Source organism: Cedecea sp. Ae19-4 (genome assembly GCF_059801165.1).
Genome location: NZ_JBCHWG010000002.1, coordinates 93,072 through 117,458, shown reverse-complemented (window position 1 = coordinate 117,458; position 24,387 = coordinate 93,072). Strand labels below are relative to the sequence as shown.

Sequence of the window (24,387 nt, the reverse complement as noted above, 5' to 3'; positions counted from 1 at the left end):
TGATTCAGTGAGGCAGTTCTGCCGGTGGGATAACGGCGTTAGTGGCCAGATTCTGTTGCTCGCTGGCTTCCACACGCGATCTCACCGAATTGTCCTTGCGGAACATATCCCACGGCAGCAGCACCGTGTCGAGCACGGCGGTAAACGGCAGGTCCAGCGCAACCAGCGGCTTGATTGCCCAACTGGTGTCGTCGTCGCCAAGCGTTGCTGCACTGGCTCGGGTACCAGGATACAAGCCTTCTTTGCCGCCGCTGTGTGACATCATACTTGAGCAGCCGGTCAGTAATAACAGCCCGCTGCTAATCACCAGAGTTGGAAACCAGTTTCTCATTATCATTTTGCTGTCATCTTCAATGGTTGGCGGAGTACCAGCCCCAGCGGAGTTATAACACCCGCCCGTGATTTAAAAATGTTCCTCGTTCCGCTCTGCGGCGGCTATCGCATATTTTTAACCTTTTATGCTGTTTGCCAGTCTAAGTAAGGAAAGCCATTCACGCAAAAAATTTGCGTTCAGGCGCCTTGAAAAATTTTAAGCAAGCCACATTTTAGTAGGGTAGCCAGAGAGAGTACGCCGATTGGGTACTCAGGTTCATGGCCTGTCCAAAGGGAAGGCTTTTACATCTTACTCGCTGATTTCAGGAGCTTTTTATTATGCGTAACTTCGATCTTTCTCCGCTGTACCGTTCCGCCATTGGTTTTGACCGTCTGTTTAATCTGCTGGAAAGCAACCAGAGCCAAAGTAACGGCGGCTACCCTCCGTACAACGTTGAATTAGTGGACGAAAACCACTATCGCATTGCTATCGCCGTCGCCGGTTTCGCAGAAAGCGAACTTGAGATCACTGCCCAGGATAACTTGCTTATCGTCAAAGGGGCGCACGCGGGCGAGCAGCAAGAGCGGACTTACCTCTACCAGGGCATTGCCGAACGCAACTTCGAGCGCAAATTCCAGCTGGCGGAAAACATCCACGTTCGTGGCGCAAACCTGGTCAACGGCCTGCTGTACATCAGCCTGGAACGCGAAATTCCTGAATCGATGAAGCCTCGCCGCATCGAAATCAACTAATTCATGCGGTCGCGCCGTGCGCGGCCCGTCATCAAGCTGGCTTGCCGTCAGGGAGCCAATGCCCGTTCGCATGCGGGCAGGTTATTTCTTGCTTCAAAGAAGGAGAAAACACTATGCGTAACTACGATTTATCCCCACTTCTGCGTCAATGGATCGGCTTCGATAAACTGGCCAACGCGCTGCAGTCCAGCGGTGAAAGCCAGGGCTTCCCGCCGTACAACATCGAAAAAAGCGACGATAACCATTACCGCATCACGCTGGCTTTGGCCGGTTTCCGCCAGGAAGATCTTGATATCGAGCTGGAAGGCACCCGCCTGAGCGTGAAGGGCACCCCGGTTAAACCGGAAAAAGAGACCAACTGGCTGCATCAGGGGCTGATGACTCAGCCGTTCAGCCTGAGCTTTACCCTGGCCGAGCATATGCAGGTCTCAGGGGCAACGTTCACCAACGGCTTGCTGCACATTGACCTGGTGAGGGACATCCCGGAAGCGGTTGCTCCGCAGCGGATCGCCATTAGCGAACGCCCGGCGCTGAATAGCTAAATAATTTTCCCATATGAAGTATTAAGGCCCCTGAAAATGGGGCCTTTTTTGTGCTCCGCACCCCATTATCCTCCCCATAGCTCTGCCAGAATCCTTAGTAACAATAATGTTATTCACAGGGATTATATATGAGTGGAATAGCGTTAACCGTCAGCATGCTGGCGCTGGTTGCCGTCGTGGGATTGTGGATCGGTAATATCAAGATCCGCGGGGTAGGCTTCGGGATCGGAGGCGTGCTGTTTGGCGGCATTATTGTCGGCCACTTTGTCAATCAGGCCGGGATTGGCCTGAACGGCGACATGCTGCACTTTATCCAGGAATTTGGGCTGATCCTGTTTGTTTACACGATAGGCATCCAGGTCGGACCCGGCTTCTTCTCATCCCTGCGCGTTTCCGGCTTGCGGCTAAATTTGTTCGCTATTCTTATCGTTGTGCTCGGTGCGTTGGTCACTGCCGTGGTCTACAAGCTGTTTGATGTGCCGCTGCCGGTGGTATTGGGGATCTTCTCCGGTGCCGTTACGAACACGCCAGCGCTGGGGGCCGGGCAGCAGATCCTGACCGATCTCGGCACGCCGGGGCAATTGGTTGACCAAATGGGGATGAGCTACGCGATGGCCTATCCGTTTGGGATTTGCGGCATCCTGCTGACCATGTGGCTGTTACGCATGGCCTTTCGCGTCAGCGTTGACAAAGAAGCTCAGCAGTTTGAAGCCAACAGCGGCCAAAATCACGCCCAGCTGCACACCATGAATATCTGCGTCGCCAACCCAAACCTGAACGGTCTGATGATTCAGGACATCCCTATTCTTAACAGCGACGAGATAATTTGCTCCCGCCTCAAGCGCGGCGAACTGCTGATGGTGCCTTCTCCAGGCACCCTCGTTCAGACTGGCGACCTGCTGCACCTCGTTGGGGCAGAAAAAGATCTGCACAAAGCGCTACTGGTGATCGGCAACGAAGTGGATACTTCGCTTTCCACGCGAGGCACGGATCTGCGGGTTGAGCGCGTCGTGGTGACCAACGAAAAGGTTCTGGGCAAGAAGATCCGCGATCTGCATCTGAAGCAGAAATATGACGTGGTGATATCTCGCCTTAACCGCGCCGGGGTCGAGCTGGTGGCCAGCAGCAACGCCAGCCTGCAATTCGGCGACATCCTCAACCTGGTCGGACGCCCTCAATCGATCGACGCGGTGGCCGCAGAGGTCGGTAACGCGCAGCATAAGTTGCAGCAGGTGCAAATGCTGCCGGTGTTTATCGGCATCGGGCTTGGCGTGCTGCTGGGCTCCATTCCGCTGTTTATCCCCGGTTTCCCGGCGGCGCTGCGCCTTGGCCTGGCTGGTGGGCCGCTGATTATGGCGCTGATCCTCGGGCGCATCGGCAGCATCGGCAAGCTTTACTGGTTTATGCCGCCGAGCGCGAACCTGGCGCTGCGTGAGCTGGGTATCGTCCTGTTTCTGGCGGTGGTCGGGCTCAAGTCCGGCGGGGATTTTATCGACACGCTGCTGGTGGGCGACGGCGTAAGCTGGATTGGCTACGGCATTCTGATCACCGCGGTGCCGCTGATTACCGTCGGCCTGCTTGCTCGCCTGCTGGTGAAGATGAACTACCTGACGCTGTGCGGCATGCTGGCGGGCTCGATGACAGACCCACCTGCGCTGGCCTTTGCCAACGGGCTGCATGCGACCAGTGGAGCCGCCGCGCTTTCTTACGCTACGGTTTACCCGCTGGTGATGTTCCTGCGCATTATTACTCCCCAGCTGCTGGCGCTGCTGTTCTGGGGACTATAGCTCTCCGCCGCCCGACTGGCCGGGCGGCACCCTCGAATGATCCCGGCGTAAGTGGTAATCCACCTGATATTCGCTGGCATTTCTGAACATCACCGAATAGTTAAGAAACTCGCCTTTATCGCTGTAGGAGAGCGAGGTGATGCGCAAAATCGGTGTCGCCTCCGCGATGTTCAGCAGTTTTGCCGTTTTTGCGTCGGCGAGTACCGGCGTCAGCGTTTCATAGTTGCCGCTGATGACTATCTGGCATTCATCTTCGATATAGCTGAATTTTGACCCCTCAAGGTGGGCCAGGGACAGGTTGCGAAAGAGTTTGACCGGCATATAGCTGTCTTCCACCATCAGCGGCTTGCCGCTCACGGCGCGCACGCGGCGGGAGTAATAGATTTTTTCGTCGATCTTAATGCGCAGCAGGCTGGCTATCGCCGGGGGCGCGGGCATCACGTTAAATTCCAGCACCTCGCTCAGCACCTCTTTGCCCTGGCTGCGCATCACTTCCACAAAACCCGTCAGGTTAGTGGTTTCGTGGTGAACGTCTTTTTTTGTCACCCAGGTGCCGCTGCCCTGGCGGCGATTAACCAGACCCCAGCCCACAAGCAAATCCACCGCTTTACGAATCGTCATGCGCGACACGCCAAATTCTTCAGCCAGCTTCTTTTCCCCAGGCAGGGGGCTGCCTAGGGTGTAGTCGGCAGAATTAAGCCGCAGCCGTAGCCTGTCGGCAATTGATTTGTAGATCATAGCTGGACATCTCCAGGCTTTATCACGCCGTTATATGTCGGTTAATTGTCTAGTTTTAACTCTAAAAGTAGACAACTTTGGCCAAATAAAAACCATGAATACGATCACGAATCGCTGCGCCTGACGCGGCGAGCCACCGCCCGCGCTCATATCCTCAGCCTCAGGCCAACTAAAAAAATAAGGCCGCCTCTTACTCTACGAAGTTGTTACATGAGGATTTAAAAATGCTCAGTCAAATACAACGTTTTGGTGGTGCAATGTTTACCCCGGTTCTGCTGTTCCCCTTCGCCGGGATCGTGGTCGGGCTTGCCATCATGCTGCGCAACCCGCTGTTTGTTGGCGAAGCGCTCACCGCACCAGACACTCTGTTTGCACAAATTGTTCATATCATCGAGGAAGGCGGCTGGACGGTGTTCCGCAATATGCCGCTGATTTTTGCCGTGGGTTTGCCCATCGGCCTGGCAAAACAGGCCCAGGGGCGAGCTTGCCTGGCGGTGCTGGTGAGCTTCTTAACCTGGAACTACTTCATCAATGCGATGGGGATGACGTGGGGGCACTACTTCGGCGTCGACTTTAGCCTCGACCCTACGGCAGGCAGCGGCCTGACGATGATGGCCGGGATTAAAACGCTCGACACCAGCATCATCGGGGCGATTGTTATCTCCGGCATCGTCACCGCGATTCACAACCGTTATTTCGATAAGCCGCTGCCGGTGTTCCTCGGTATTTTCCAGGGCAGCTCTTTTGTGGTGATTGTGGCCTTCCTGGTGATGATCCCCTGCGCCTGGCTGACGCTGCTCGGCTGGCCAAAAGTGCAGCTCGGCATCGAATCGCTGCAGGCGTTTTTACGCAGTGCCGGGGCGCTGGGGGTCTGGGTATACACCTTCCTTGAACGTATTCTGATCCCTACCGGGCTGCACCACTTCGTCTATGGCCCGTTCATCTTCGGCCCGGCGGCGGTTGAAGGCGGCATTCAGGTGTACTGGGCGCAGCATTTGCAGGCGTTCAGCCAGAGCACTGCCTCGCTGAAATCTCTGTTCCCGGAAGGCGGCTTCGCCCTGCACGGCAACTCGAAGGTGTTCGGTTCGGTGGGTATCGCGCTGGCGCTCTACTACACCGCCTCGCCGCAGAACCGCGTGAAGGTTGCCGGGCTGCTGATACCCGCGACGCTGACAGCCATGCTGGTCGGCATCACTGAACCGCTGGAATTTACCTTCCTGTTTATCTCTCCGCTGCTGTTCGCTGTTCACGCTTTCCTGGCCGCCTCAATGGCAACGGTGATGTACATGGCGGGCGTGGTGGGCAACATGGGCGGCGGCCTGCTGGATCAGTTCCTGCCGCAAAACTGGATCCCCATGTTCCATAACCACGCCTCGATGGTCTTTACCCAGATAGGCATCGGCATCGCCTTTACCGGCGTCTACTTCGTGGTTTTCCGCGCCCTGATTCTGCGTTTCAACCTGAAAACGCCGGGCCGGGAAGACAGCGAGATCAAACTCTACAGCAAGGCCGACTACCAGGCTGCACGACAGCAAACCAGTGCGGCAGTCAGTCAGGATGCAAAGCACGGGCAGGCGCATGGCTTCCTGCAGGCGCTCGGCGGCGCGGCGAATATCGCCAGCCTGAATAACTGCGCGACTCGTCTGCGTATCACGCTCGGTGACATGGCTCTGACCGAAGCCGACGAAGTGTTCAAAGCCCTTGGCGCCCACGGCGTGGTGCGCAGCGGCAATGGCATTCAGGTGATTGTCGGGCTGCATGTCCCGCAAATTCGCGACCAGATTGAAACCCTTATCAAAGAGCAAACTTCAGACGAACACCCATCCATGACGGAGGCAGTATCATGAAAAAATTCTCGGTAGTTGTAGCAGGTGGCGGCAGTACTTTTACCCCTGGCATCGTGCTGATGCTGTTGGCTAACCAGACCCGTTTCCCGCTGCGGACGCTGAAGTTCTACGATACCGACGGCGCACGCCAGGAAACTATCGCCGAAGCCTGCAAAATCATCCTGAAAGAGCAGGCCCCGGATATCGACTTCAGCTATACCACCGACCCGCAGGAAGCGTTCAGTGACGTGGATTTTGTGATGGCGCACATTCGCGTGGGCAAATATCCGATGCGTGAAAAAGACGAGAAAATCCCGCTTCGCCACGGCGTACTCGGCCAGGAAACCTGCGGCCCGGGCGGGATAGCCTACGGCATGCGCTCCATCGGCGGCGTGCTGGAGCTGGTGGATTATATGGAAAAATATTCGCCGAACGCCTGGATGTTGAACTACTCCAATCCGGCAGCCATTGTGGCGGAAGCGACCCGCCGCCTGCGTCCAGACTCAAAAATCCTGAATATCTGCGATATGCCTATCGGCATCGAAAGCCGCATGGCGCAGATTGTGGGCCTGAAGGATCGCAAAGAGATGAAGGTGCGTTACTACGGCCTGAACCACTTTGGCTGGTGGACCCACGTAGAAGATAAAGACGGCAATGACTTGATGCCGAAAATTCGCGAACATGTGGCTAAATATGGCTATGTGCCGCCAAAAGATGAGCATGGCACCGAAGCAAGCTGGAACGACACGTTTGCCAAAGCAAAAGATGTCTGGGCGCTTGATCCGGACACGCTGCCGAACACCTACCTGAAATACTATTTGTATCCGGATTACGTGGTGCAGCACTCCAACCCGGAGCGCACCAGGGCGAATGAGGTAATGGATCACCGCGAGAAGCACGTGTTTGGTTCCTGCAACGCCATTATTAGCGCCGGGAAATCCTCTGCAGGTGAGCTGGAAATTGACGAACATGCCTCTTACATCGTCGATCTTGCAACGGCCATTGCCTTTAACACCCAGGAGCGGATGCTGCTGATTGTGCCGAATAACGGGGCAATCAATAACTTCGACCCGGAAGCCATGGTGGAAATCCCTTGTCTGGTGGGCAAAGACGGGCCGGAGCCGCTGGTCGTGGGGAACATCCCTCAGTTCCAGAAAGGATTGATGAGCCAGCAGGTCGCCGTTGAAAAACTGGTCGTGGATGCCTGGGAGCACCGCTCTTATCAGAAACTGTGGCAGGCGATCACCCTGTCGAAAACCGTGCCGAGCGCCTCCGTTGCCAAAGCGATTCTTGATGATTTGATTGAAGCGAACAAAGACTACTGGCCTGAATTGAAATAAGTTTTCTCAGGCTTTTACGAAGCGCGGCGGAGACGTCGCGCTTTTTTTATGGCGATGCTTCCCAGATTGCCTTCTCCAGTCTGGACATTTTTTGTACCCGGCGATAAAGTTGTTAGGGTTATTAAGGTTAGGTTGGTTAGTTGGGTTATTTTGGAGGGCGCAATGGTATCAAGGCAAACCGGACGTATTGAGAAGAAAAAAGACCGGGTGCTGTTTGACAGCGAGAGCGTGAAGCTCACGCTTGCAAGAGGCGTTCGCGAGCCAAACAGCAAGCGCGAAGCCGGGCTGACCCTGCAGCTTGCGCTTCGCGGTGGCGTTTCCGGGCTGGAAGCGCTGCATACCCAACTCACTCATCTGCTAGAGGCAACCGAAGAGCTACAAACGCAGCAGCAGGCGCTGGAGCTTAATGACGGTTATGAAAAGCTGGTGGAACTCTATGGCGAGAAGCTTATCGGTGAGAGCGTGCTTGTCGCCCATGAACCCGCAGCCAACTACACTGCAGATTCGTCAAAGCGTTACGCGGCACAAAGCAGTTTTCTTCCTCCGGCCCAGCAGTGCGAGGTGATTAACCAGGCCCGCCTTGCACAGGCGCGAGACAGGTTAACGGACGAAGGCTGGCTGACCACCCATGAAATCGCCATGCTGGGCGGCTACTCGACAAAAAATGTCTCGGCTCAGCCAACGCGCTGGAAGGCGGCTGGAAAAATTTTCTCGGTCATTAAACGCGGCGTCGGGAACGTCTATCCGCGCTATGGTCTGGATGAAAACTACCGTCCTCTGCCTGTGATGAAAGTCATTCTGGAAACCTTCGCTCAGCATAAAACGGCCTGGGGGCTGGCAGAATGGTTTGCGACCTCTAACGGACTGCTGGCGGGAAAAACGCCTGCCGAAATGGTCTCTGCTTATCCGGCTAACGTGCTACAGGCCGCTGAATACGAGGTCAGGAGGCTACAGGATGGCGCCGAAGGATGAGGCCAAAACGAAAGGACTTTTTGGCGAGCCAGTGTTGCTTGCCCCTGAACTTCCTGAGCCGGGAGACGCGATCCCGATTTTTAAAGAAACTTTACCGGCGGGAAAGGTCCTTTATCGCTGTCATGCCCTTACCTGGCCTGGAAACAGTTTCAATCCAGGGCGTGAACTGACCGGAAACGATTACGGTGCCAGGTTCAGCCCTTTTAAAGATATACAGGGGCGGCTGGTGCCAAGCCTGTATGCGGCAGACAGCATCACAGGGGCGCTGGCCGAAACGCTTTTTCACGACCTGATTGGCGGCGAGCGGCGGGGCTTTTTATCCATCAGGCCGTGGCGGCACTGGGGAATGAGTCAACTGGTGCTCAGGCGAGAGATGACGCTGGTGACGCTTAAAACAGCAGACCTCTACCGGATGGGGTTATCAAAGCAGTTTTTTCTGTTAAGCGATCGCCTGGTTTACCCGCAAACGCAGCGCTGGGCGCGCGCGATTCACGATCAAAATCCCGCCATTGACGGCATGGTCTGGAAATCCCGACAGCATGATGACAGCAGTGCTTTCCTTTTTTATGGCGACAGAACTCGTCCTGAGGATTTAGCGTTGCAGCGTGAAGCTTGTGGGATATTTTCAACGCCAGAAGTGGTTGAAGAGATTGTGAAGATGGCGGACAGGCTCGGCATTGTGCTCAGCGACGAGTAGTTCGCTTTGGCAATCCTTCACACTCGGCATCACGATTAATTTTTTATTGCAATCCTCACTCCCCGAAAATGGGAAAAGCATGCTAAATATTAGTTTTCCTTCGCTAAGTAACGTGCCGCCGATGTTAAAGCCAACTCTTATTCTGGTTGCCCTCTCTTTCTGTGCCAGTTCGTTTGCGCAGCAGCAGGATGTTTTGCCGCCCACCTGGACCAGCCAGCTTGGGGTGGGAATGAACGTTGACTGGGCATTAACAGAGCGAGGCATCCGCGAATTTGACCCTCTGACGGTGCGTGACTTTCAGCAGCGAGGCTTTGGCCACGTCCGCATTCGCGTTGCCGGGCCGATAACCCATCAGAAACTGGTGCATTTACGGCGCATCGTGGATGCCTGCGAGCAGTACCATATCGTGCCGGTGATCAGCTACCGGGCTGCGGAGCTGAAAGCGAAGCCGACCGCTGAAAATGCGGAAGATATTGTGGAGTGGTGGACGACCGTGGCGCGCTTTTTTGCCAAAAATGACGACTCGCTGGTGTTCGATATTATCGGGCAGCCGGAGGAGAAACTCAGCGCCAACCCTCAGTTGCTCAACCAGATTTACGACAAAACCGTGAAGGCAATTCATAAAATCAGCCCTCAGCGCCATATCTTTGTTGCGCCACGCAACCACGCCTCCCCGGAAGCGCTGGCCACGCTTAAAATTCCTGAATCCCGCCACGGACTGGTCATGGCTGACTGGCACCTGATGCCGGGAGGCCCAAAAAACTGGAACGGCAAAACATGGAACGGAAAAAACCAGTGGACGACGGGGACGGATGCTGAAAAAGCGGCTATCCACGCCCGCATCGAAACCGCCGTGCACTGGCAGCAGAAAACCGGCCATCTTTCCTGGGTCGGGAACTGGTCTCCTGGCAGTAAATTACCGGTCGATCAGCAGGTTGCGATGGCGACGTTTGTCGCCTGTGAATTACAAAAAGCGCAGATTCCGTATGCAGTCAACGGCGATGAAAAATTCTACGATGGGGAAGAGGGCGCCTGGCGGCCTGATATGGCGCCATTGCTGGACGCTATTCTGAAGCCTCAGTGTCAGTAATTATCACTCAGCGTGAATTATCTGTTGCTGCACTTCGGGTAATTATGTATTTTTATGCAAATTAACTGCATAAAAACATCATATATCCAGGGGCTTCTATGTTTACTAAAGCGATGAAATCAGTAGTGGCTGGCGGGTGTTTGCTCGCGGCATTGTTCAGTTCTGCTCAGGCGCTGGCGCAGACCTACGTTGTGGGTTCCGGCGGCACCTACCGCCCGTTTGAATACGAAAACAGCCAGAAACAGCTGGAAGGTTTCGATATCGACATCATCAAAGCCATCGCTAAAGCCGAAGGGTTTGATATCAAGCTGGTTAACACGCCGTGGGAAGGTATCTTCGCCACGCTGAACTCCGGCGATCGCGACATCATCATTTCCGGTATCACCATCACCGACAAGCGTAAAGCGATGGTCGATTTCTCCACGCCGTACTTCCCGGCAGAGCAATCCATCGTGGTGCCGACCGACTCTAAAGTAGATTCTGTTACCTCGCTGAAAGGCAAAAAAGTGGGCGTGGTTAACTCCAGCACCGGCGACATTGTAGTGTCCGACGTTCTGGGTAAAAACAGTACCGACATCAAGCGCTTTGACAACACGCCGCTGATGCTGCAGGAACTGACTGAAGACGGTATCGACGCCGCCGTGGGCGACGTGGGCGTGGTGAAGTACTACATCAAATCCCACCCGGAAAAACCGCTGAAGCTGGTGCCGGACAGCAAGTTTGAGCGTCAGTACTTCGGCATCGCGGTTGCCAAAGGTAATACCGAGCTGAAAGGCAAAATCGACGCCGGCCTGAAGAAAATCATCGCCGACGGCACCTACGCTAAAATTTACGCCACCTGGTTCGACAACAACGTTCCAACCCTCCCGGCAGAGTAATTATCAATCGGGGCCGTTCCGGCCCCAAAAAGGACAGGTATGACCGGATTTCGCTGGGAGATAATCTCAGAATACGCGCCGTTGTTTATGCAGGGCGCGCTGATGACCATCAAGTGCACCATTATCTGCGTGATTTTAGGCACGACCTGGGGGCTGCTGCTGGGGCTTGGGCGTATGGCTCACGCCGATGACGGCCCGTGGAAGCACGTGCTGCGTTATGCCGTGCAGTGGCCAGTGCGCGTTTACGTCAGCGCGTTTCGCGGCACGCCTCTGTTCGTGCAGATCATGGTGGTTCACTTTGCGCTGGTGCCGCTGTTTATAAACCCGCGCGACGGGATCATGATCACCAGCGGGATGATGTCCGTGGACTTTGCCCGCGACCTTCGCTCCGAATACGGCGCGTTTCTCTCCTGCGTGGTGGCGATCACCCTTAACGCCGGGGCCTATGTGTCCGAGATTTTCCGTGCCGGTATTCAGTCCATCGACAAAGGGCAGATGGAAGCGTCACGCGCGCTGGGTATGGGCTGGGGCAAAACGATGCGTAAGGTTATTCTGCCGCAGGCGTTCCGCCGCATCCTGCCGCCGCTGGGCAACAACGCGATTGCCATTGTGAAAGACTCGTCGCTGGCATCCGCCATCGGTCTCGCCGACCTGGCCTACGCGGCGCGTACCGTTTCCGGCGCTTACGCGACTTACTGGGAACCGTACCTGACCATCTCCGTGGTGTACTGGGTGCTGACATTCCTGCTTTCGCTGCTGGTGCAACATATGGAAAAGAGGTTTGGCAAAAGTGATTCACGTTAAGGATTTACAGAAACAGTTTGGCAAAACTCACGTGCTGCGCGGTATCTCCTGCGATATCGCGCCTCAGGAAGTGGTTTGCGTGATTGGCCCTTCCGGCTCCGGCAAAAGTACGTTTCTGCGTTGCCTGAACGCGCTGGAAAAACCGGACGGCGGCGAAGTCGTAGTCAACGGTTTTGCGGTACACGACCCAAAAACTAATCTCAACACGCTGCGCGAAGGCGTGGGCATGGTGTTCCAGCGTTTTAACCTGTTCCCGCACATGACGGTGCTGGAAAATCTGATCATGGCACCCATGTCGCTGAAAGGGCTGTCCAAAGCGGAAGCGGTAAACCGCGCCGAAAAGCTGCTGCAAAAGGTCGGCCTGCTGGACAAAATCGACGCCTGGCCTTCGAGCCTCTCCGGTGGCCAGCAGCAGCGCGTGGCGATTGCCCGTGCGTTGGCGATGGAGCCGTCGATAATTCTGTTCGACGAGCCAACTTCAGCGCTGGATCCTGAGCTTGTCGGCGAAGTGCTGGCGGTGATGAAACAGTTGGCGCAGGAAGGGATGACGATGATTATCGTGACCCACGAAATGGGCTTTGCCCGCGAAGTGGCGGACCGGGTGATCTTCATTGACCAGGGTGTGATTCAGGAACAGGGCGTGCCGGCGCAGATCTTTAGCGCCCCGCAAAACCCGCGAACTCAGGCCTTCCTTAGCAAGGTTCTGTAAAAAAGGGCGCTTATGCGCCCTTTAACGTTGCTGACAAAGAGGGAAAAAGCGTGGTTTTTTCCTCTTTGTGGTTATCAGCCGAAAATCAACAAATTGATTTTCCTGTTTTTTAACGAGTCGTCTGGTTTTCTTCTATCACCAGCGTTTTTTAGCAGTAAAAAGGTCGCTTAAGCGCCCTTTCTATTGCCTATGCAAACTGGCGGATATGCCGGTCGATAAGCGCCAGCAGCTTCTGGTTATCCACGGTTTGCAGCAGCTTCACCGGCTTGCCCTGCGGCGAGTCAACGTTCACCGTCAGCCGCAAATGTTCCGGGCCATACCGCAGGGTTCTGCCGCGGCTCAGCCCGCTCAGCGACACATCCACATAATCCTCCGCCCAGCTCACCAGCTCGGGCTCAAGCAGCCAGGCAACGGTCAGCACATCGTGGATCCAGCAGCCCGGCAGTTGGCGAGTTTGCATGGAAAAATCCATCCACGGGCGAATGGTGTCCACGAGAAAACGGCTCAGGCGGTTATCGCAGGTGGCGAGCGCATCTAAATCCTGGTGAGTCATCATGGTTTGGGTGGTGACGTCCATCGGCACCAGAACGATGTTTGCGCCGCTGGTCAGCACGGCGTGTGCGGCCTCCGGGTCAACGCCGAAGTTGGTATCCTTCAGGTAGCCGTCAACGTTAAACACGCCGCCCATGATGACAATCTCTTTTACCGCGCTCGCCATCTGCGGGTAAAGCTGCAAAGCCAGCGCCACGTTGGTCAACGGGCCGATAGCTATCAGCGTGATTTCACCAGGATTTGTACAGATAAGTTCGCCCATCTTATGCACCGCCAGCGGGGCAACTTCGGCCAGCATTTGCGGGGCAGTAACGTCCTTCCACAGGTGGCGCAGACCCACTTTATCGACTTTGTGATCCAGATGTTCCCGCCACGGTGCTGAAGGCTCGATCAGCGCACGCGAAGCGCCGCGGGCGACCTCAACGGCCATGCCCAGGCGAGCGACTAAATCAGAGGCGACGGCGTAGCCCACTTCGCTTGGCGTATTGCCGGACACGGTGGTAATAAGCTCCAGAGAAATCTCCGGCGCCGCAAGCGCCAGGGCAAGGGCCAGACCGTCGTCTACGTTAGCCCCGGCAACGCCGTTACCCGGATCGCAATCGATAATTAAACGCTTCATGTTACTTATAACTTCCTGCTGTGGTGAGGGAGTGACAGCCGCAGGACTCGCCAATCTCCAGCTCAAAATCAAATTCGTGTTTATGCGGCTGCCCGTCCCACTTTTTCAGCATTTCGATGGCTTTTTTTGCCATGTTCGTGACGGGCTGGCGAACCGTCGTCAAAGAGGGAACGTTGAAGGCCGATTCCAGGGTGCCGTTGAAGCACACCAGGGCGAGGTCTTTCGGCGCGGAAAGCCCGTGTTCAGACAGTGCTCTCAGGCAGCCAAAGGCCTGTTGTTCATTGGTGGCAAACAGCGCCCGAGGCAATTCGCCAGCCAGCATTTGCTTTGTGGCATTGTAGCCGCCCTGGCGAGTGTAATCCGTTGAAAAAATCCATTCAGGGTGCACGGTAAGGCCCGCTTCTTCCAGCGCCAGCCGCCAGCCGCTGATGCGATCCTGAGTGTTTAGCATCTCCTGTGGCCCGCAAATAATGGCGATATCGCGATAGCCGTGCTCAATCAGATGGCGGGTTGCGCGCCGTGCGGCGTGCTGCTCGTTAACCTGAATCGAGCAAACGTTCAGCTCCGGCTCAACCCTGTCCAGCATCACGCAAGGCGTACCGCTGGCCTGGATAAGATCGATGTAAGGATGCCTGTCGACGCTGGTATAAATCAGCCCGTCCACCTGGCGATGTAGCAGGTTATTGATAAGCTCCAGCTCGCGGGCGCGATCGTCACCGGAATCCCCCAGCAAGAGCACCCGGCCATCGGCAAAAGCCTCCTGCTGGAGCGCGTGCGCCATGGACGAGATAAACGGGTTGGCAATATTGGGCACGACTAAACCGTAGGTGCGCGTGGTGCCGCTGGCCAAAGCCCTGGCAATGCCGTTCGGGCGGTAGCCGGTTTTCTTGATGGCGGCGAGCACGCGCTCACGCGTCGCCTGCGCGACCGGACGCGGGCCGTTGTTAATCACGTAGCTGACGACCGCGACGGAAGTCCCTGCTTCTTTGGCGACTTCAGCGCGGGTAACGCGGTGTACTTGAGGCTTAGTCACTGAATACCTGCTTTATTTGGCTGGCGGGCGATAAACGGAGCCACAGCATAAAGCTTTGCTCCGTAAAAATCGCCGTCAACTCTGTGACAAATCAAATAGCGTCTTCCGGCAGATTAAGGTCGCGACCTCGGGTCTCAGGTGCAAAGAAGGTGGTCACCAGCCCGATGCCCGCCATCACTGTAAAGTAGAGCGCGATAGGCCACCAGTGCCCGGTCCAGGAGAGCAGTGCGGCGGCAATCAGCGGTGCAGTTCCGCCGGAAAGCATCGACCCCAGCTCTTTGGCAAACGCCATCTTGGTATAGCGGTTTGTCACGCCGAAAAGCTCCACGCCCCAGGCGGCCTGCACACCGAAAATGCCCAGCGAAGCCAGCCCCATGCCGACAACGATGGTTGGAATAACGATCATCGGCTCGCGCGAGTCCAGCAGCATAAAGGCCGGGAAAGCGTAGATAATCAGCAGCAGGCAGAACCAGCGATAAACGATCCGGCGGCCAAAGCGGTCGGAGAGCCAGCCGGCAAAAGGAATAATGGCGAAGCCTAGCACCGAGGCGATCAGCACCGCCAGCGTGGGGACGGATTTATCCACTGCCAGCACTTTGGCGACGTAGCCAATGATAAAACCCTGGGCGAGATAAGAAGGGCCGTTTTCACCAATGCGTAGCCCGACCATGGTCCAGAAGGCGCGGGTCCGCTGCCAGAAGCTGCGAGGATCTTTCTGCTGCTCGGCCAGCCCCTTTTCCCGCACCTGTTTACGCTCGGCTTCCAGCAGCGCTTTTTGGCGCTCAAACACCGGGGTTTCACGCAGATGCTGGCGAATAATCAGGGCAACAGCGGCAATCAACATGCTGCACAGGAACGGAATACGCCAGCCCCAGGCAAGCAGCGTCTCTTTATCCATCTGCAGCACCAGTAGCCAGGTCAGAGAAGCCAGCAGCGTGCCGCTGTTGGAGCCCAGCCCGATAATGGAGGACACCAGGCCACGGCGTTTCACTGGTGCATATTCACCCAGCATGACGGTACCGCCGGACAGCTCCGCACCCGCGCCAAGCCCCTGGGCAAAACGCAGAATCACAAGGCAGGTTGGCGCCCAGACGCCAATTTGCGCGTAGCTTGGGATCAGGCCAATAAGCGTAGTGGAGCAGCCCATCAGCGCAATGGTAATGACCATCACCATTTTTCTGCCGTAGCGGTCGCCCAGCCAGCCAAACAGCAGGGCGCCTATTGGCCGGGCAACAAAGCCCACGGAGTAAGCGGCAAAGCTGGAGAGCAGCGCCATGACGGGCGTGGCATCCGGGAAGAACACATCGCCAAAGATGATCCCGGCCGCCAGGCCATACAGCGCGAAGTCCGCGTATTCCATCGTGGTGCCGAGCCAGCAGGAGAAGGTGGCGCGAATAAAATCACGTTTACCTTCCGGCGTGGCCAGACGCTCTTCTGCCGCGTGTTGCGCCGAGGCCGGAGGAGGGGAGAAAGTGCTTGTCGTCATTAGAGTTCTCACAGAGATCGAACGTTATCTGTTGGCGAAGATGCCATTTTTAATCATTTCTCGCAGTGTATCTACGCGCGTAGATTGATCAAATAATTAAACCGGAAGTGAGAGTAAGGTAACTAAATGACAAAAATATGACGGGGAAGGTGACCCTCACCCTAACCCTCTCCCTGGAAGGGAGAGGGGACAGAACAGCATTCAGGCCAAAGATGCGGGTTTCTTCCGGCCCTTATTAGGTGAGGGGCCGATCGGGAACAAAATATGCCGGGGTTTTCTCCCTCTCCCCTTTGGGGAGAGGGCTGGGGTGAGGGGCTAATCAGCGAGCCTTCGCTAAATACTGCGCCATCTCAGCCTCTGGAACCATACCGCCCCCGGTGGCCCAGACCAAATGCGTCGCGTTATTAAGCTGCCGGGCGCTGAAGCCCTGCAGCTCATGGTAAGACGTCGTCGCGCACACGCGCTGCGGCCCGGCCATACCGGCCAGGGCCGACGGCTCCAGGCGAATATTTTCCTCTTCAGCCAGCCAGCCTAGCAGGTTGTACAGCGTTTGATCGTCCACGGTATAGAAGCCGTCCAGCAGCCTTTGCATTGCTCTGCCGACAAAGCCGGAAGCCCGCCCCACAGCCAGACCGTCGGCGGCGGTCAGGTTATCTATCCCGATATCCTGCACGGAAAGCGCATCATGCAGGCCGGTATAAACCCCTAACAGCATGCAGGGGGAGTGGGTTGGCTCGGCAAAAATACAATGAACGTGGTCGCCAAAGGCCAGTTTCAGCCCAAACGCCACGCCACCGGGGCCGCCGCCGACGCCGCAGGGCAGATAGACAAACAAAGGGTGCTGCTCATCGACGGTAATAGCCTGTTGCGAGAATTGATCTTTTAGCCGTTGCCCGGCGACGGCGTAGCCAAGGAACAGCGTGCGGGAATTTTCATCATCGATAAAGAAGCAGTTGGCGTCAGCCTCGGCGGCTTTTCTCCCCTGCTCAACGGCAACCCCGTAATCTTCGGCGTATTCAACCACCTCCACGCCGTGGCTGCGCAGTTTAGCTTTTTTCCATTCGCGGGCGTCGGCGGACATATGCACCGTGACGCGGAAGCCAATTCTGGCGCTGATGATCCCAATCGACAGACCCAGGTTGCCGGTAGAGCCAACGGCGATGCTATAGCGGCTGAAAAACTCGCGTAATTCAGGAGAAAGCAACTTGCTGTAGTCATCTTCAGGACTCAGTAGGCCCGCCTCGGTAGCCAGTTTTTCCGCGTGAGTCAGGACTTCATAAATGCCCCCGCGAGCCTTAATCGAGCCAGAAATAGGCAGATGGCTGTCTTTTTTCAGCCACAGTTTACCGAAGAGCCGCTGCCCATTTTCTTTTTCCAGGCGCTTTTGCATCACCGGAATGGCGGCCAACTCTGACTCGATAATCCCACCGGTTGGGGCGGTTTCCGGGAATGCTTTGGCCAGATAAGGCGCAAAACGAGCGAGCCTGGCGTGCGCTTCTTTGACGTCCTGCTCCGTCAGGCCAACATGCGGTAAGCCTTCGGCAAGGGAGGTGGCTCCCGGATTAAACCAGGCCGTTTCGTTCAGGGCGGTAAGCTCGCTGAGCAGCGGAAATTTTTCGGTTAACGCGTGTAATTCTGTCGATTTCATAACGAGCCTCCTGGCGCTCAGATGATAAAGGAAAGCAGGAATGTGCCGGCCAGTGCAACTAAAGAAGCGATGAATGTCGCCGTGGTGTAGTACTTAAAGGTTTCATGGAGCGTCGCGCCGCAGTACTGCTTCACCAGCCAGAACAGCGAATCCGTCACAATGGTGCAGCCGATAGCGCCGGAGCCGATGGCGAGCGTCACAATCTCCGGACTGACGTTGGGATAGAGCGGCAGCAGCGGAGCAACGATAGCCGTGGCGCCCATCATCGCCACGGTCGCAGACCCGACGGCGGCGTGAAGGATAAGGGCAACCAGCCAGGCCAGCAGGATCGGATGCATATGCAGGCTGGAAAGGCTCAGCGCCAGGCTGTCTGCCATGCCGCTGGCCTTGAGAATGGCGTTAAACGCGCCGCCTGCCCCGATGATCATCAGGATATTCGCGATGGAGCCAAAGCCAGTTTCGGTGTGGCTCAGCAGCGTAGCGATACCCATGTTCTGACGCAGGCCCAGCAGATAATAGGCCACGAAAACGGCGATAAACATGGCGGTAATCGGGTTGCCGATAAACTCCAGCGCGGTATAAGCCGTGCTGCCCGGGATCATGTTCAGCTCAGCGAGCGTCTTCGCCAGCATCAGGCCAATGGGTAGCAGCACGGTAAACAGCGTGGCGCTCAAGGACGGCAGAGAAGCCGCATCGCGCGTTTGCAGATATGAAAATTCGACGGGAACGGATTTAAACGGCAGACGCTTGCCCAGGCATTTCAGAAAGAGCGGGCCACCCACCAGAGACGCCAGCAGGCCAACCTCTAAGCCATACACAATCACGGTGCCTACATCGGCGCCGAGTTTATTGGTCACAAACAGCGCCGCCGGATGTGGGGGCACCACGCAGTGAACGGCCATCAGCGCGGTACACAGCGGGATCGCCAGTTTCAGCAGCGAAGTGTGGGTCTTTTTGGCGATGGAAAAGGCCAGCGGGATGAGCAGCACCACGCCAACCTCAACGAACAACGTAATGCCGCAAATCAGGCCGACCAGTACCATAATCACGTCGGCGGAAAGCCAGCGGCAGCGCTGCAGCGCGAGGCCAATGCGTTCGGCGGCGCCGGAGACTTCCATCATTTTTCCCAGAATGGTCCCCAACCCGATGACCGCGGCTAAAAAGCCGAGTGTGCCGCCGATGCCGCTTTCCACTGCGTTGACCATCTCCAGCGGGCCCATGCCCATCATCACGCCGACGAAAAAGCTCGCCAGCAGCAGCGCGAGGAAAGGATGAAGCTTCAGTTTTATGATGGTCAACACGATTAACACTATGCTGGCAAGCAGCGTACCCACCACCCAGATTTGCGATCCCATTAGCCCTTCTCCTGTGCATCATTTGCGGGCTATTGGATAAAAATCCATCCGGGCTGACAAACGATAAAACTGGCCTTTCACATGAGGTAAATTGAATCAATAGGGTGATTTGAGTCGAAATCAGGCGATGAAATGTGTTTCAGGTTCGCTTTTCTTCAACTAAATGCTGCTGGTTAGCCGCGGATTTTTTAAACTTGGCCGCCGGAATTGAGAGAGAGGTCACGATGGAAACGTCACGCGAGGGGCGAAATCGGTTATTAAACGGCTGGCAACTGTCGAAGCTGTACACTTTTGAGGTGGCGGCGCGCCATCAATCTTTTGCACTGGCGGCGGATGAACTGTCACTCAGCCCCAGCGCGGTTAGCCACCGGATAAACCAGCTGGAAGAGGAGCTGGGGATCCAGCTTTTTGTTCGCTCGCATCGTAAAGTGGAACTGACGCACGAAGGCAAGCGGGTGTTCTGGGCGCTGAAATCGTCTCTGGACACGTTGAACCAGGAGATTCTGGATATCAAAAACCAGGAACTCTCGGGGGTGCTGACCGTGTACTCCAGGCCGTCGATCGCCCAGTGCTGGCTGGTGCCCGCGCTGGGGGATTTCACCCAGCGCTACCCTGCTATCTCATTAACTATTCTGACCGGGAACGACAACCTCAATTTACAGCGTGCGGGTATCGATCTGGCGCTCTATTTTGACGATGCGCCTTCCTCGCAACTGAGCCACCATTTTCTGATGGATGAGGCGATTCTGCCGGTTTGCAGCCCGGAATATGCCCGCCGCTTTGAACTCCATTCCAGGCCTGCTCAACTGCGCCACTGTACTTTGCTGCATGACCGGCAGGCGTGGAGCAATGATTCCGGCACCGATGAGTGGTACAGCTGGGCTCAGCAGTTTGGTATTGAACTCCCGGCCTCGACGGGCATAGGCTTCGATCGCTCTGACCTGGCGGTGATTGCCGCGATGAACCACGTTGGCGTAGCGATGGGGAGAAAAAGGCTGGTGCAAAAGCGGCTGGAGCGGGGCGAGCTCATCGCCCCGTTTGGGGATAAAACGTTAAAATGCCATCAGTATTACTACATTTCGACCCTAACTGGCCGACAATGGCCGAAGATTGACGCTTTTATTAGCTGGCTGAAAAACCTTGCCGAAGAGGCTAAATAACTAAACTGTCTCGCCATGATGCTGGAACCGCTGCGCCAGCGGCAGCCAGCAGCACAGGATCAGCACGCCCATCGCGGTCATCAGCATGCCGATGCTGTATTGCCCGGTTTGCGGCATCAGCGCGGAGAACCAGGCCATCACGCCGGAGCCGATGTTCTGCAGACCGCCAACCAGCGCCCCTGCGGTACCGGCCAGGAACGGGAACGGCTCCATCGCGCCGCTGGTCGCCAGCGGGAACAGCATGCCTGCGCCGAAGAAGAACAGCGCCGCAGGTACCAGCAGTGTCCAGATATTCATGATGCCGAACCAGCCAGGGATCCACATCAGAATACCGGCGAACAGGCAGCTCAATACCGCCTGCCACATCAGGCTGGAGAAACGCACGTTCTGGCGGCCCGCGTACCAGGAGCCAAAAAACGCCGCCGGAATGGGCAGAATAAACAGAATGCTGACCACCACCCCGTTCAGGCCAAGTACGCCGCCCATCAGCACGCCGGAGCAGGCTTCAAACACCGCCACGCCAGCCAGGCCACCGACCAGCATCAGCAGATAGCAGTTGAAGGAGATATTGCCGAGCAGCATTTTGTAGCTGCGCATCAGGCGAGGCGGCGTGGCGTCTGCCGGGCGGGTTTCGGGCAGCCAGCGCCACATAGAAAACGCGACAATGGCACACAGCAGCAGCAGGAAACCGTAGCAGGCCCGCCAGCCCCAGACGCTGTCCAGCATCCCGCCAATAACCGGTGCCAGCAGCGGACTCACCAGAATGCCCATGTTCAGCAGGCTGTTGGCCTGGCGTAAATCACCGCCTTCGTAGAGATCGCGCGGCATGGTTCTCGCCATCACGCCCGCGACCCCGGTGCCCATGCCCTGCAGGGCGCTTGCCAGCACCAGAATATGCAAATTCGTAGTAAACAGCGCACCGAGCGTCGCCAGCATAAAAATCACCATGCCGGCGAGGATCACCGGGCGGCGGCCAATGCGATCGGAAAGCGGGCCATAAAACAGCTGAGACACGCCGTAGGTAAACAAATAGGCCGCCATCACGCGCTGAATCGCGCCGCTGCGCACGCCCATTTCATGAGCCATATCGGGAATAGAAGGAATATAAATCGTCTGTGTCATCTGCCCGACAGCAACCAGCAGAATCAACATCATCAGCAGGTGGATATTGGCTAACTTTCTCATGGCGTCCGATCGTTTACCTGAAAAAAGAGAGAGGCTTCGCAGCGTATTTTGCTGTGTATGTTTTGAAAGCGAGAGGAATCTATCACAACCTATGCAATAAGCCAGATGATGAGGCTGTTTTAACAGCAGAATTCCGTGTCGGTTTGTAAAGCGAAAGCGGCAATTTTTATTGCCACCAAACGCCCATTTTTGCCCCGCAACGGTGCAATCTTCGTTAACCCTCAGAGAATTACATTTGTTTACAGGTTAAATACAAATGCGTATATTTCTCATCCGCATTTAATCGTGCGCGTCTTTATAAAAATCAAAAAAAGTGCCGGCCACGGAAAACGCCGCAGCACTGCAAAAATGAGGGTTTAACATGGCATTTGTTAACTTCTCCAGGGATCGGTTCACGTTACGGGCAGGCGGCCCATCACTCCTGGCGGCGGCTATAGCGCTGGCGCTGCTGCCTTCTGCGCAGGCAGAAGACACCATCACGGTGAATACTCAGGCGGACAATCCGCTGGCGGGACAGGAACAGGATTACAGCGTCAAAACCACCACCACCGGCACCAAGCTGCTGCTGGTTCCGCGCGATATCCCGCAATCCGTCAGCGTCATCAGCCAGCAGCGTATTCAGGATCAGAACCTGCAAACCATCGGTGAGGTGCTGGATAACACCACCGGCATCAGCACCAAGCTGGTGGACAGCAGCCGTGCCACCTACTTTGCGCGCGGATTCTTTATCAGCAACTATGCCTACGACGACATGCCCACGCAGGTTAGCGACGTCTGGGACTTCGGTGATACCGGATCGGATACCGCCGTGTTTGAAAATATTGAAGTAGTGCGCGGCGCGGCGGGGCTGATGAGCGGCAGCGGCAATCCATCGGCGTACATCAACATGGTGCGCAAGCACGCCGACAGCCGCGAATTTAAAGGCAACGTGTCCGCCAGCTACGGTAGCTGGGACAAGCAGCGCTATGTGGCCGATCTCTCCGCGCCGCTGAGCGAGTCCGGCAACGTGCGGGGCCGTGTGGTCACCGGCTACCAGGACAACGACACCTGGCTGGACAAAAGCCACTACCGCAAGAAATTTATCTACGGCGTGGTGGATGCCGATTTGACCGATTCCACCACGCTTTCCGTCGGCTACGACTACCAGGAAAGCAATGACGACAGCCCGACCTGGGGCGGCCTGCCCACCTGGTATGCCGACGGCAGCCGGACGCACTTTAGCCGCAGCGCCACCACTGCGCCGGACTGGGCTTACTCCAATAAAGACGCCACCAAAGTGTTCGCCAACCTGGTCCAGCGCTTTGATAATGGCTGGGAAGCGCGAATTAACACGCTGCACGCTGAAACCAACTTCGACTCTAAGCTGATGTACGTCACCGGCTTCCCGGATAAAGTCACCGGCGCGGGCACCAGCGCCTACGGCGGCTGGAACCGGGGCGAGCGTAAACAGGATTCGGTGGATGCGTTTGTGCGTGGCGGCTTTGACCTGTTTGGCCGCCAGCACGAGCTGATGTTCGGCGGCAGCTACAGCCGCCAGCGTAACCACTACGATAACGCCATGCCGAACACCGGCTTGCCATATGGCGGCATCGCGATGGACAGCTTCTACAGCAGCGTCGCAGACCCAAGCTGGTCAGCCTTCTCGCTCTACAGCAAAGATGTAGTGCGCCAGCAGGCCGCCTACACCGCCGCACGTTTCTCGCTGGCTGACCCGCTGCACCTGATTGTGGGCGCCCGCTATACCGAATGGGACGCGGACTACAATCCGTCCACCGCGCCGCAAACCAGCCTGAGCAGCAAAAAACACGACGTCACGCCGTACGCGGGGCTGGTTTACGACATCAATGACACCTGGTCGGCCTACACCAGCTACACCTCCATCTTTCAGCCGACCGACAAGCGCGACGTCAACGGCGATTACCTCGACCCAACCACCGGGAAGAGCTACGAAGCGGGCGTGAAAGCGGACTGGTTTAACACGCGCCTGACCACCTCGCTGGCGGTGTTCCGCATCGAACAGGACAAAGTTGCCCAGTCGCTCGGCACGCCGGTTAACGGCAACCCTGGTGAAACGGCGTATAAATCCGTGGACGGCACCGTGAGCCGCGGCGTGGAGTTTGAGCTGAACGGTGCGCTGACCGATAACTGGCAGCTTACCTTCGGGGCTTCCCGCTATGTGGCAGACGACAATAACGGCGACGCGGTAAACCCGGACCAGCCGCGCACCACGCTGAAGCTGTTTACCCGCTACCAGCTGCCGATGCTGCCGGAAGTGACCGTGGGCGGCGGTGTGAACTGGCAGAGTAAAACCTGGCAGGATGCCTACGGTCCGAACGGCAACACCCGCATCAAACAGGGCAGCTACGCGCTGGTGGATCTCTTCACCCGTTACCAGGTAACGAAAAACTTCGCCGTGCAGGGCAACATCAATAACCTGTTCGACAAAGAATATGAATCCTGGCTTTCCGACTATGTGGTTTATGGCGCCCCGCGCAGCTTCTCGCTGACGGCAAACTACAGCTTCTAAGCGTGACGGGGAGGTCATTGGCCTCCCTGATTATGTGGGGAGAAATGGCGCCAACCGTTTAGAAATGCACCGGCTGGCCAAAGCCGTCGCCGCTGTCGGTACTGTTATCCCTGCGGCCTCTGGCTTCCAGCTGGTCGGCGCGGATGCGGTCGCGAATGTCCTGGCGCTGTTCCGGCGTCAGGTAGCGGCTGTTGTAGTAGGGATCTGGCCACGGGGAGCGCATAAAGCTGTCGTCCAGGCGTTGCCTGTCCTGGCGATCCATCCCTGAATTGTCCGATGACGAACAGGCGGCCAGCAGCAGCGGAGCCAGCAGAACGAGTGCATATTTAGAGGCCATTTTTCTTCCTGAAGCGGCAAGCAATGAAAGTGAGGCA

Annotated in this window: 22 protein-coding genes; 13 read left to right on the top strand and 9 right to left on the bottom strand. The window is 56.5% G+C overall.

Features of this window, described 5'->3' with window-relative positions; translation table 11 throughout:
- Positions 1–4: 4 nt before the first annotated feature.
- A complete protein-coding gene (locus AAIE02_RS13405; protein WP_008460661.1) occupies positions 5–337 on the bottom strand; it encodes a YceK/YidQ family lipoprotein in 333 nt (110 codons plus the stop codon).
- A gap of 314 nt (positions 338–651) precedes the next feature.
- On the opposite strand from AAIE02_RS13405, the gene ibpA reads away from it, so the two are divergent.
- From ibpA to AAIE02_RS13390, 3 genes are all read left to right on the top strand, one after another.
- A complete protein-coding gene (ibpA, locus tag AAIE02_RS13400) occupies positions 652–1,065 on the top strand; it encodes a small heat shock chaperone IbpA (protein WP_008460663.1) in 414 nt (137 codons plus the stop codon).
- A gap of 113 nt (positions 1,066–1,178) precedes the next feature.
- On the top strand, positions 1,179–1,607 hold the full coding sequence (gene ibpB / locus AAIE02_RS13395) for a small heat shock chaperone IbpB (protein WP_498532746.1): 429 nt from the start codon (positions 1,179–1,181) through the stop codon (positions 1,605–1,607).
- A gap of 128 nt (positions 1,608–1,735) precedes the next feature.
- Positions 1,736–3,394, top strand: a complete 1,659-nt coding sequence (locus tag AAIE02_RS13390; RefSeq protein ID WP_498532745.1) for a putative transporter — start codon at positions 1,736–1,738, stop codon at positions 3,392–3,394.
- Here AAIE02_RS13390 and AAIE02_RS13385 read toward each other — a convergent pair.
- Positions 3,389–4,132, bottom strand: a complete 744-nt coding sequence (locus AAIE02_RS13385; RefSeq protein WP_166994822.1) for a UTRA domain-containing protein — start codon at positions 4,130–4,132, stop codon at positions 3,389–3,391. The two genes, AAIE02_RS13390 and AAIE02_RS13385, sit on opposite strands and share 6 nt — an antisense overlap.
- Before the next feature lie 224 nt (positions 4,133–4,356).
- On the opposite strand from AAIE02_RS13385, the gene AAIE02_RS13380 reads away from it, so the two are divergent.
- The 8 genes from AAIE02_RS13380 to AAIE02_RS13345 all read left to right on the top strand — a co-directional run bounded on the left by AAIE02_RS13380 (position 4,357) and on the right by AAIE02_RS13345 (position 12,448).
- Positions 4,357–5,979: an alpha-glucoside-specific PTS transporter subunit IIBC gene (locus AAIE02_RS13380; RefSeq protein ID WP_498532744.1), complete on the top strand. Its 1,623-nt coding sequence runs from the start codon at positions 4,357–4,359 to the stop codon at positions 5,977–5,979.
- Positions 5,976–7,298, top strand: coding sequence for a 6-phospho-alpha-glucosidase (locus AAIE02_RS13375; protein WP_498532743.1), 1,323 nt, complete (start codon positions 5,976–5,978; stop codon positions 7,296–7,298). Before AAIE02_RS13380 ends, AAIE02_RS13375 begins: the two co-directional genes overlap by 4 nt.
- A 162-nt stretch (positions 7,299–7,460) precedes the next feature.
- A complete protein-coding gene (locus AAIE02_RS13370; RefSeq protein WP_336706608.1) occupies positions 7,461–8,270 on the top strand; it encodes a hypothetical protein in 810 nt (269 codons plus the stop codon).
- A complete protein-coding gene (locus tag AAIE02_RS13365) occupies positions 8,254–8,967 on the top strand; it encodes an RES domain-containing protein (RefSeq protein WP_166994814.1) in 714 nt (237 codons plus the stop codon). The genes AAIE02_RS13370 and AAIE02_RS13365 overlap by 17 nt, the downstream gene beginning before the upstream one ends.
- A 121-nt stretch (positions 8,968–9,088) precedes the next feature.
- Positions 9,089–10,057, top strand: coding sequence for a cellulase family glycosylhydrolase (locus AAIE02_RS13360; RefSeq protein ID WP_336983197.1), 969 nt, complete (start codon positions 9,089–9,091; stop codon positions 10,055–10,057).
- A gap of 113 nt (positions 10,058–10,170) precedes the next feature.
- Positions 10,171–10,935, top strand: a complete 765-nt coding sequence (locus AAIE02_RS13355) for a basic amino acid ABC transporter substrate-binding protein (RefSeq protein WP_085938922.1) — start codon at positions 10,171–10,173, stop codon at positions 10,933–10,935.
- 39 nt (positions 10,936–10,974) lie between these two features.
- Positions 10,975–11,739: an amino acid ABC transporter permease gene (locus AAIE02_RS13350; RefSeq protein WP_008460679.1), complete on the top strand. Its 765-nt coding sequence runs from the start codon at positions 10,975–10,977 to the stop codon at positions 11,737–11,739.
- Complete coding sequence (locus AAIE02_RS13345) at positions 11,726–12,448, top strand: amino acid ABC transporter ATP-binding protein (protein ID WP_008460680.1); 723 nt, start codon at positions 11,726–11,728, stop codon at positions 12,446–12,448. Before AAIE02_RS13350 ends, AAIE02_RS13345 begins: the two co-directional genes overlap by 14 nt.
- 187 nt (positions 12,449–12,635) lie before the next feature.
- Here AAIE02_RS13345 and AAIE02_RS13340 read toward each other — a convergent pair whose 3' ends face one another.
- The 5 genes from AAIE02_RS13340 to dsdX all read right to left on the bottom strand — a co-directional run bounded on the left by AAIE02_RS13340 (position 12,636) and on the right by dsdX (position 19,141).
- Positions 12,636–13,619, bottom strand: a complete 984-nt coding sequence (locus AAIE02_RS13340; RefSeq protein WP_336983196.1) for a nucleoside hydrolase — start codon at positions 13,617–13,619, stop codon at positions 12,636–12,638.
- Position 13,620: 1 nt separating this feature from the next.
- Positions 13,621–14,652 carry a LacI family DNA-binding transcriptional regulator gene (locus tag AAIE02_RS13335; RefSeq protein WP_498532742.1) on the bottom strand — a complete coding sequence of 344 codons (1,032 nt, stop codon included), beginning with the start codon at positions 14,650–14,652 and terminating at the stop codon, positions 13,621–13,623.
- Between the two features lie 91 nt (positions 14,653–14,743).
- Positions 14,744–16,138: an MFS transporter gene (locus AAIE02_RS13330; protein ID WP_336983195.1), complete on the bottom strand. Its 1,395-nt coding sequence runs from the start codon at positions 16,136–16,138 to the stop codon at positions 14,744–14,746.
- A 319-nt stretch (positions 16,139–16,457) separates the two neighbouring features.
- Complete coding sequence (dsdA, locus tag AAIE02_RS13325; RefSeq protein ID WP_498532741.1) at positions 16,458–17,786, bottom strand: D-serine ammonia-lyase; 1,329 nt, start codon at positions 17,784–17,786, stop codon at positions 16,458–16,460.
- Between the two features lie 17 nt (positions 17,787–17,803).
- A complete protein-coding gene (gene dsdX / locus AAIE02_RS13320; protein ID WP_498532740.1) occupies positions 17,804–19,141 on the bottom strand; it encodes a D-serine transporter DsdX in 1,338 nt (445 codons plus the stop codon).
- Positions 19,142–19,365: 224 nt separating this feature from the next.
- Here dsdX and dsdC point away from each other — a divergent pair, with 224 nt between their 5' ends.
- Positions 19,366–20,301, top strand: coding sequence for a DNA-binding transcriptional regulator DsdC (gene dsdC / locus AAIE02_RS13315; protein WP_498532739.1), 936 nt, complete (start codon positions 19,366–19,368; stop codon positions 20,299–20,301).
- Here the strand turns inward: dsdC and emrD are convergent, their stop codons facing one another.
- Positions 20,302–21,486 (bottom strand): multidrug efflux MFS transporter EmrD, encoded by a 1,185-nt coding sequence (emrD, locus tag AAIE02_RS13310; protein ID WP_166878713.1) that lies wholly within the window; start codon positions 21,484–21,486, stop codon positions 20,302–20,304.
- 361 nt (positions 21,487–21,847) lie between these two features.
- On the opposite strand from emrD, the gene fhuE reads away from it, so the two are divergent.
- Positions 21,848–24,013 carry a ferric-rhodotorulic acid/ferric-coprogen receptor FhuE gene (gene fhuE, locus AAIE02_RS13305; RefSeq protein WP_498532738.1) on the top strand — a complete coding sequence of 722 codons (2,166 nt, stop codon included), beginning with the start codon at positions 21,848–21,850 and terminating at the stop codon, positions 24,011–24,013.
- 58 nt (positions 24,014–24,071) lie between these two features.
- Here fhuE and AAIE02_RS13300 read toward each other — a convergent pair whose 3' ends face one another.
- Positions 24,072–24,350 carry a hypothetical protein gene (locus AAIE02_RS13300; protein ID WP_154187416.1) on the bottom strand — a complete coding sequence of 93 codons (279 nt, stop codon included), beginning with the start codon at positions 24,348–24,350 and terminating at the stop codon, positions 24,072–24,074.
- Between the last annotated feature and the right edge of the window lie 37 nt (positions 24,351–24,387).